This is a genomic window from Flectobacillus sp. (assembly GCF_049240685.1).
Taxonomy (GTDB): domain Bacteria; phylum Bacteroidota; class Bacteroidia; order Cytophagales; family Spirosomataceae; genus Flectobacillus.
The window spans coordinates 1-1,787 of record NZ_JBMLSD010000312.1 but is presented as its reverse complement, the minus strand read 5'-3'; the positions used below and the strand labels follow the sequence as shown (position 1 = coordinate 1,787).

Genomic DNA, 1,787 nt, shown 5'->3' with positions numbered 1-1,787 from the left:
GAAGATTCCATAAACGGACTTTCAATGGTGCTGACAAAGACACCCTACTGATTCCGCTAAGGTCTAACCCTAACTTCATCGCTACTTTTTTAATAATATTGGCTGCCCCATTGCAATCAGCGTTTAGCTTATAGCCTTGGGCAGTACGATACAATCCACGTTTTACCCGATTGCCAGATGGTTGCCACCCTTCGGGTTTTGCGCCGAAAGTAGGTAGCATATCTCCATCAAGAAAAGAAGATTTTGAGGTATAAGATTCTTCGGTTTCAACAAAAATAATTCCGTATTGTTCACACAATTCAGCAATCCTATCTTTAAGTCGTGCCGTAGGTATTTGAACAAATTTTTGATTGGTCTTAGCACCAAGATTTATGTCTTGTTTTTGACCCTTGTTCCAACCAAAAACGACTGTTCCGATTTGGTTTTCTAAGCAATGCCTAATCACCTGACGGGCTGCTTTGTTAACCCCATCTTTGACTTGACGATTTCTTTTCTCAGTAATATGTGCTAATTGTTTAGACCAGAAACCTTGAGGTTTGTTTTCTTTAAGTGTTGATATTCTCTTGTTGTAGTTTTGATTCATTGATTTTAAGTGCTTACCATCAATGATCAAACTTGTACCAACATTCGATACGCACGTTAACCAGTTATTAATGCCAGGGTCAATACCTAAAACGTTTTCTTTGTTAACTATTGATAGTTGAGAAATACTTGGCATTTTGTACACAAATTCAGCATAGAAACAATGATTCCTTGGTAATATGCGAATCTCCCTAATGTCCTCGTATTTTAAATTAGAGGGCATCGGTAAATAGAAAGCATCTAATCCAAACCATACCTTAACCTTGCTTCCTAAAGGGAATCGCAATAGACTATCTTTTAATTTAACATCGGCGCGGGGAAAAGTAACCAAAGCCAAACCATTTTTGCGATACCCTGGAAGTCTTGGACGTTGTTCTATAGCTCCCTTTCTAACCGCTTTTACCAACCCAAGGTAAGACTTAAATGATTCAGCAACAGTTGTTAAGCATTGTTGAGCAACATGAGAATACAATGCTTGAAAATGGTTGTTGCTTTTGAATAATTTATGTAAATCAAATTTGCTAGGTATTTTACCTGTTTTAAAATACAGTTGTCTGGCATAATAGGTTCCGCAGTTACTCAGTTTTGCTGATTCTCCACAGACAAACTCTAAAATAGCTGACAAATTTTTCTCGGCTTTTATCAACACTTGCTGACATCCATAGTTAGACATTTTTCTGATTCTCAATATACTGCTTGATAACGGAAATTGGTGCGCCACCTACGGTAGAAACAAAATAACTATTTGTCCAAAGTGTAGGAAGTCTACTTTTTAACCAAGGAAATTCTTGTCTAAGAAAACGGGACGAACGCCCTTTCATATATCGAACAACCTTAGCTATTCCGAATTGTGGATCTACTTCGACCAAAAGGTGTACATGGTCTGGCATAACTTCCATCTCAATAATCTGGCTATTAAATTCTATTGCTACTTCTTGTAAAATAGCTTTAAGACGAATATCAACGCCAGAAATTAACACTTTTCTCCTGTATTTTGGACACCAAACAACATGGTATTTACAGGAATAAACAATATTGTTGTTTGACTTATATTTTTTGCTCATTACACAAATATACAACCTGGAGCTAAATAATGCAATCATCAATATATCAGACCAACTTATATATCTTTTTATGGCGGCTAAAGCCGCCTCCGACTTATCCCCATGTCTAAAGCCAGGGGCTTGCGTCTCGCTTTTTGGTCA

At 37.3% G+C, this 1,787-nt stretch carries 2 protein-coding genes; both read right to left on the bottom strand.

Features of this window, described 5'->3' with window-relative positions:
- The coding region (locus tag ACOVQ4_RS14430; protein WP_421821332.1) for an RNA-guided endonuclease InsQ/TnpB family protein at positions 1 to 1,255 on the bottom strand (1,255 nt) is incomplete at its 3' end.
- The gene (gene tnpA / locus ACOVQ4_RS14425; RefSeq protein WP_235752365.1) at positions 1,248 to 1,646 is read right to left on the bottom strand and encodes an IS200/IS605 family transposase; all 399 of its coding nucleotides are present in this window, start codon (positions 1,644 to 1,646) and stop codon (positions 1,248 to 1,250) included. The genes tnpA and ACOVQ4_RS14430, both read right to left, overlap by 8 nt.
- Positions 1,647 to 1,787: the final 141 nt, after the last annotated feature.

Excerpts from the sequence above, each read along its gene's own strand:
- tnpA (WP_235752365.1), bottom strand. The coding sequence starts at position 1,646 with ATGAGCAAAAAATATAAGTCAAACAACAATATTGTTTATTCCTGTAAA.